The 6,368-nt window shown below is 67.4% G+C and carries 8 protein-coding genes; 3 read left to right on the forward strand and 5 right to left on the reverse strand.

Translation table 11 applies throughout. From position 1 onward, the window contains the following. Positions 1-65 precede the first annotated feature (65 nt). Both BM199_RS31930 and BM199_RS31935 read right to left on the reverse strand, forming a co-directional pair. Positions 66-776 carry a response regulator gene (locus tag BM199_RS31930; RefSeq protein WP_091679707.1) on the reverse strand — a complete coding sequence of 237 codons (711 nt, stop codon included), beginning with the start codon at positions 774-776 and terminating at the stop codon, positions 66-68. Beyond that, positions 773-2,071, reverse strand: coding sequence for a sensor histidine kinase (locus BM199_RS31935; RefSeq protein ID WP_091679710.1), 1,299 nt, complete (start codon positions 2,069-2,071; stop codon positions 773-775). The genes BM199_RS31930 and BM199_RS31935 overlap by 4 nt, the downstream gene beginning before the upstream one ends. Before the next feature lie 121 nt (positions 2,072-2,192). Between BM199_RS31935 and BM199_RS31940 the strand changes: the two genes are divergently transcribed. The 3 genes from BM199_RS31940 (at position 2,193) to BM199_RS31950 (ending at position 4,206) form a co-directional block, all read left to right on the forward strand. Continuing rightward, positions 2,193-2,825, forward strand: a complete 633-nt coding sequence (locus BM199_RS31940) for a maleylpyruvate isomerase family mycothiol-dependent enzyme (RefSeq protein ID WP_218160485.1) — start codon at positions 2,193-2,195, stop codon at positions 2,823-2,825. A gap of 112 nt (positions 2,826-2,937) precedes the next feature. Then, positions 2,938-3,582, forward strand: a complete 645-nt coding sequence (locus BM199_RS31945) for a DNA alkylation repair protein (protein ID WP_091679753.1) — start codon at positions 2,938-2,940, stop codon at positions 3,580-3,582. Positions 3,583-3,795: 213 nt separating this feature from the next. Further along, positions 3,796-4,206, forward strand: coding sequence for a hypothetical protein (locus BM199_RS31950; protein WP_091679716.1), 411 nt, complete (start codon positions 3,796-3,798; stop codon positions 4,204-4,206). 15 nt (positions 4,207-4,221) lie between these two features. Here the strand turns inward: BM199_RS31950 and BM199_RS31955 are convergent, their stop codons facing one another. From BM199_RS31955 to BM199_RS34110, 3 genes are all read right to left on the reverse strand, one after another. After that, entirely contained in the window at positions 4,222-5,421 is a 1,200-nt protein-coding gene (locus BM199_RS31955; RefSeq protein ID WP_091679739.1) for an NlpC/P60 family protein, read from the reverse strand. 33 nt (positions 5,422-5,454) lie between these two features. Next, on the reverse strand, positions 5,455-5,769 hold the full coding sequence (locus BM199_RS31960; RefSeq protein WP_091679743.1) for a hypothetical protein: 315 nt from the start codon (positions 5,767-5,769) through the stop codon (positions 5,455-5,457). A 195-nt stretch (positions 5,770-5,964) separates the two neighbouring features. Next, positions 5,965-6,368: hypothetical protein (locus BM199_RS34110; RefSeq protein WP_177242882.1), on the reverse strand; the 404-nt coding region annotated here is incomplete at its 5' end.

The following is a 6,368-nucleotide window of genomic DNA, read 5'->3' on the forward strand; positions in this document are numbered from 1 at the left end:
TGGGAGCCTGCCCGGCGTCCGGCGCGCGACCCAGCCTCCGGGTCCTCCCCGAGGAGGACCCGAGGTCAGGCGCCGCGCGGGGAGACGAAACCGTGCTCGTATGCGTATACCGCGGCGTGGGTGCGATCACGGACTCCGAGCTTGCTGAGCACCCGGGACACATGAGTCTTCACGGTCGTCTCACCGAGGAACAACTCTCCCGCGATCTCGGCGTTGCTCGCACCCCGTGCCAGCAGCACGAACACCTCGAACTCGCGCTCGGTGAGCTCGGGCGGGCGCCGCTGCGGTGGGGACGGCGGTCGTACGGCGAACCGGGCGATGACGCTGCGGGTGACCTCCGGCGACAGCAGCGCGTCGCCGCGGGAAACGATGCGGACGGCCTCCACCAGGTCCTCAGGGGACGCGTTCTTGAGCAGGAAGCCGCTGGCTCCCGCGCGTAGTGCCTCGAACAGGTAGTCCTCGCGGTCGAAGGTCGTGAGGATGACTACCTGCACCGAAGGGTCGGTCGTGGCCGCGTCGAGGATGCGCCGCGTGGCTTCCAGCCCGTCGACCCTCGGCATCTGCACGTCCATCAGCACGACGTCGGGTCGGAGGTCGGTCACGAGTTCCACTGCCCGCGCACCGTCGCCCGCCTCCCCGACGACCTCGATGTCGTCCTCCGCGCCGAGGATGACGCGAAAACCGGCCCGGACCAGCTCCTGGTCGTCGGCGAGCAGCACACGTACGGGCTTGTCCTGGTCACGGCGCACGGGCGGGCCGGTCCGGGTCTCCTTCATGATGCGGGCAACTCCTCACGGACCGTGGCGGCAGCGGTGGGAAACCCGGCGCGGACGCGGTAGCCGCCGCCCTGCCGCGGCCCGGCTTCGAGCCTGCCGCCGTGCACCGCGACCCGTTCGCGCATGCCCACCAGTCCGAAACCCCCGGTACGCTCCGCCACTCCGACCTCGCCCAGCCCGTCGTCGGTGACCTCGATCTCCAGTTCGGCGTCGAGAAACCGCACGCGAACGTCGGCCGCACGGGCGCGGGCGTGCTTGACGACGTTCGTCAGCGCCTCCTGCACCACGCGGTATGCCGAGACGGCCACCGCATCGGGCACGGCACGATGCTCCCCGTAGACACCGTAGTTCACGTCCAGCCCGGTCGAGCGGGCCGCGGCGACCAGGTCCGGCAGCTGGTCCAGCCCTGGCGACGCCGACCGTGGCTCGGGCGGTTCCGGTTCCTCACGCAGCACGCCGAGCAGTCCGCGCAACTCGCCGATGGCGGTGCGCGCGGTCTCCTCGATTGTCGCCAGGGTGGAACGGGCGAAGTCGGCGTCGCCGTCGAACACCCGCCGAGCGGCACCGGCCTGCACGCCCATCACGGAGACGTGGTGGGCGACCACGTCGTGCAGATCGCGGGCGATGCGGACGCGCTCGGCGACGATGGCACCGTGCGTGTTCTGCTCCTGCGAGCGGCGCAGCCGTTCCGCGCCATCCTCGAGCTGGGCTTGCCTTCGAGCTGACAGCCAAGCGAGATTGCCGAAAAAGTAGGCCGTGAGGAAGAACAACAGGTTCAACCCGATGCCGTAGAGCACCGAGGCCAGAACCGGATCCAGCGGTCCGGCCGCCCCTTCGAACTCCGGGCTGGGCGAGACGAGGAACTTGACGAGTCCGACGCCGAGCCAGGCGAACATGGCCACGATGACTCCCACCCGTGCCCACCGGGCCACTGTGCGCCTGCGCTCCCACGCCCCGACGCTGTAGATCGCGAGGAACAACGCGACCGAGGGGATGAGGCCGTCCCCGGTCTGCCGTGCCTGTGCGGCGATGAACAGCACGCCGACGACGATCAGCACCGCCAGCGGAAAGCGGCGCCGCAGCACGAGTGGCAGAGTGACCGCCGCGCCCCAGGCGAACTGCTCGGTCAGTGAGGGTGCGCTGCCGAAGGCGAACGCGCCCATACTGTTGACCAGCACGGTCATCACCATCGCCCCGGCCACCACGGCGAGCCCGAGCCACACGTCGTGCCGTTGCTGGGCCGCTGTCGGAAGTGGACGCCGCCACCGGCTCCACGACAGCTCCACGTCGTCCATGCTGGACAACGTAACCTACGGTGACCGGAGCCGAGATGGTGATTTCGCTCGCCGAGCGATGAGTTGCCGGCGCACCAGGAGTCTCATTCTGCGGATACTGTGGCCGAGCGAAGGAGACGCCGTGAAGAACGATGTTTGGCCGATGGTGCACGCGGAACGTGCCGCACTCATCGACGACCTCACTCACCTCGATGACGAGCAGTGGGAGGAACCGTCGCTGTGTGCCGGATGGACGGTGCATGACGTGGCCGCCCATCTAATCAACTCCGCTCGGACAACGCGTCTCGGTTTCGTGGCCGGCCTGGTCCGGGCGCGGTTCGATTTCGACCGGCAGAACGCACGTGGCGTGGAACGCGAGCGCGGCGCCGCACCCCAGGAGACGCTGCAGCGGCTTCGCCAGGTGGCTTCGCGGACGTCCACCCCTCCCGCGGCCCTCGACAGCCGGCTCGTCGAGGAGGTCGTCCACGGCGAGGACATCCGCCGGCCGCTGGGGCTCACCCGCTCCTACCCGCGGGAGGCCGTCGTCAGGTCACTCCGCCTACAGGCCCGTACCCCGGCGTCCTTCGGCGGAGCCAAAGAGCTGATGACCCGGATCCGGCTGATGGCAACGGATGCCGACCTGACCATCGGAGACGGGCCGGAAGTCGGCGGAACCACACTCGCACTGCTCCTGGCCATCTCCGGCCGACGAACGGCACTGGACGAACTCAACGGACCCGGGCTCGCCATGCTGTCGTCGTCCACCGCGACATAGCTGCCGGTGCGCGACTACCCACGAAGCGGTGCGGTACGTACGTGAACACGACTGGCTCTAGAGGTTAAGGACGGAGGCTCTGGTGACCGACGAGACGTCAGTGGCCGAGGTGATGGCCGAACTGGCCGCGCTAGAGGACCCGAGGGCACGCGAGGTGAACGAGAGACACGGTGACGATCACGGCGTGAATCTCACCAAACTGCGTGCCGTCGCGAAGCGGCTGAAGACGCAGCAGGACCTCGCGGGCAAACTCTGGGAGACCCGTGACACCGCGGCAAGACTCCTGGCGATCCTGATCTGCCGTCCGAAGGCGTTCGAGCGTGACGAGTTGGACAGCATGTTGCGCGAGGCACGCACGCCCAAGGTGCACGACTGGCTCGTGAATTACGTGGTGAAGAAGAACCCGCACGCCGAAGAGCTGCGCCTGGCCTGGTCCGCCGATCCGGATCCCGTGGTTGCGAGTGCCGGTTGGGCGCTGACCACCGAACGCGTGGCGAAGAAGCCCGACGGCCTCGACCTCGCAGGACTGCTCGACATCATCGAGGCGAAGATGAGCGACGCTCCCGATCGCCTGCAATGGGCGATGAACCACTGCCTGGCGCAGATCGGGATCGAGCACGCGGAGCACCGCACCCGTGCCGTCGACATCGGGGAACGCCTGGAAGTTCTCAAGACCTACCCGACTTCGCCGAACTGCACGTCACCGTACGCGCCCAGTTGGATCGCGGAGATGGTGCGCCGACAGCACCACAGGTAACAACGCGCGAGCGGCAACGGGACCGAGCACACGTCGTACGACGAGGACGACCTTCGCCCCAGCAGGGGCACTTGCCCGAAGTCAGGACGTCACTCACCCGAGGCTGTAGCATCAGCGGGGCCAGGCTTGCTGATCTGCAGAACCTGACGTCGACGCCAGGATGCGGTTGCTGCCGTCGGCCGAATCGCTGCCCTGCTATCGGGAGGTAGCTTGATGCACACCCCGTCCGCGCATTCCGTCCCACAACCGCTGGACCCCGAGGACCCGGTCCGGGAGGCGGTACACCGTGCCGCCACCGCGCCGCTGCGCGAGGTCTTCGGCGATCGTGTTCAGGTGGAGGTGGAACACCTCAACCGCATCGGCCCCTGGATCTTCCTGCAGGGGAGAATGCGCGGCGCCGACGGCGGTCGCCCGAACTATGCCGGCACCGTCTACGAGTCACGCCGAGCCGACGGCGTCATGTCCGATGCCTACGCCGTCCTGCTCAGGAAGGCTGACGACGCGGGTGCCGAGAATGACGCGCGGTCCTGGCGCTTGTCCGACCATGCCATCGGCCCGACCGACGTCGCGTGGCTGACCTGGCCGGACAAGCATGCGGCACCGCGTGCGTTGTTCGGATTCTGATCCGGCGAAGCAGGCTCAGCCCGGCGGCCTGAGGATCTCGACGAGACCGCCACCGCCGCCCATGCTGATCTGCTGAGACCCGTCGGGGTTGATGTTGTTCGAACCGATGAACTGACCGTCACCGGCATACAGCACGACGTGCCCGCCACCATTCGAGACCACCACATCGCCGGGCTGGGCCTCGGACAGTGACACCGTCGTCCAGCCATCCGCCTTGAGGTTGGCACGCAGTTCGGCGACCGAGGCGCTGGCCTGGCTTTCGTCGATCAGGCCTGCCGCCTCCAGGCAGCCGGAAACGAAGTTCGCGCAGTTGACGTTGTTGGGCACCCAGGACTGCATCGCGGGCAACTCGCCGCTGCCCTTGAGGTCGCCCGCGTTGCGGCCGAGGAACCTCTCGGCGATCTTGGCCGGGTTGTCCCCTCGGGCTTCGATCGGCTTGGCGGGCCTCCCGTCTCCCTGGACCGCGGCGACACCGCCACCGCTGCTGTCGCCACCGCCTCCACCACCGCCGACGGCCGGCGGTGGACTGCCGCCGGTGTTGACGGGGGCGGGGCCAGCGCTTTGCGGCGTGGTTTGGCTGGTGTCGGCGGGCAGCAACGCCACGAAACCGCCCTCGATTTCCAGGCCAAGGGGTTCGAGGAGGGCGTCGATCTGTTTCTCGGCGCTTTCCAGCGCCCGCTCGATCTCCTCCTTCTTGCCGTTCGAATCTCTCTCGTTGAGCTGCCGAAGCCGTTCGATTTCCGACGCGGCGGATTCGATCTCGTTCTCGTCGTCGGAGCTGTTCTTCCGCTGCCGAGCTGCGCCGATCAGCCTGCGGTTGTCCGCGTCGTTGTCGTTTGCTTCCTGGGCAAGACGTGCGACCTTTTTCTTGACATCATCCAGAATCTCGGACACGCGCTGGAGAATGTTCTTGGCCGCCTCAGCCTTGTCGCTGACCTTGTAGCTGGCTTTGGTCAGCTTTTCGAGGTGGTCGGCGACGGCATCAGCATCTTTGCCGTCCCATTCGCGCAGCACGTCGTCGCGAAAGACTTTGAGATCGTCTCCGAGGTCGTTGGCACTGGTGGCGGCTCCGCTGACCTTCTCTGCCTGGTCGTCCAGCGCTCGCGCGTCGAGCTTTCCTGCCTGTTCGGCGTGTTTGTCGATGGCGTCCATCGACCTCGGACGGTCACGTGCCGGATCGTCGAGCGCACGCAAATGCTGTTCTTTGGTGGTCATCGGTAAACCCCCTGGTTCCCGTCCTGATTCCGATCAGGCCCGCTCGTACCTGCCGCCACCAAAGGTGTGCACGCCCTGGTCCTCGTCGTTTCGCATGAGCTCAGCAGCGTTGGCCAGCGCTTGGGACGCGGCGTCGACGAGCTTCGCGGCGGCACCCAACTCGGTGTTCACGCCGCCGTAGAACCGCTGCATCGTCTTGCCCGCGCTGGCCGCGTTGCTCAGATCGCCGTAAGCGCCTCCGGGATCGCCATCACCCAGGTCCGCGCTCGCCTTGCTGTAGCCGTCCCTGAGATCGCCGACCCTCTTGGCGAGCTCGGCAATCTGCTCTGGGTCGAATCGGCGGCTCATGAGAGATCCCTCCGGTGTCTGGCGCCAACGCCCGTGCTCACGCTGCTCTACCGCGCAGTCTACGAGTCCGCACCCACACGCGCGCCCGTTTCCCGAAACGCGCCGACGACGTGGGTGCACCGGCCATACGACGGCCGGCGGATCCGCCACCACCCACGAGCGGGATTGCACATCCGAGCCACGAGCGCCAGCGTGTCAGGCTCCGGGGGGAACGGCCGTGCCTCGTAGGTTGAACTCGAGGCCGAGTTGTTCGGCTAGTCCGGGCACGGTGATCTCGGTGATCGGGTCTGCGGTGGCGCGGTCGAGCTGGGTGATCTTGATGGGTGTCTCGCCGTCGAACGTCTCCTGGATGAGGTGAATCGACCGGTCGGTGAAGATCGCCTGGCTGGATTTGTCGCTGCCGGAGGTGAATCCGGTGTCGATTCGTGGTTCGGTGGCCCCGGAGGTGATGTCGGTGCTCATGATCCGGCCGTCGGCGGCGAGCCATTCGAGGTGACCGTCTCGGATGGCTCGCGAGTCGTAGGACTTCTGGGAGAACGCCTCGGGGTCGATCAGTTCCTCGGTGATGGACCGTCCTTGTGTGTCGGTGAGGGGCTGTT

The sequence above is a fragment of the Amycolatopsis marina genome (genome assembly GCF_900111885.1).
Lineage (GTDB): Bacteria > Actinomycetota > Actinomycetes > Mycobacteriales > Pseudonocardiaceae > Amycolatopsis > Amycolatopsis marina.

What these genes read in the sequence shown, in the direction of transcription:
- BM199_RS31930 (WP_091679707.1), bottom strand. Translation starts at nt 776, where the DNA reads ATGAAGGAGACCCGGACCGGCCCGCCCGTGCGCCGTGACCAGGACAAG.
- BM199_RS31950 (WP_091679716.1), top strand. Translation starts at nt 3,796, where the DNA reads ATGCACACCCCGTCCGCGCATTCCGTCCCACAACCGCTGGACCCCGAG.
- BM199_RS31935 (WP_091679710.1), bottom strand. Translation starts at nt 2,071, where the DNA reads ATGGACGACGTGGAGCTGTCGTGGAGCCGGTGGCGGCGTCCACTTCCG.
- BM199_RS31955 (WP_091679739.1), bottom strand. Translation starts at nt 5,421, where the DNA reads ATGACCACCAAAGAACAGCATTTGCGTGCGCTCGACGATCCGGCACGT.
- BM199_RS31945 (WP_091679753.1), top strand. Translation starts at nt 2,938, where the DNA reads ATGGCCGAACTGGCCGCGCTAGAGGACCCGAGGGCACGCGAGGTGAAC.
- BM199_RS31960 (WP_091679743.1), bottom strand. Translation starts at nt 5,769, where the DNA reads ATGAGCCGCCGATTCGACCCAGAGCAGATTGCCGAGCTCGCCAAGAGG.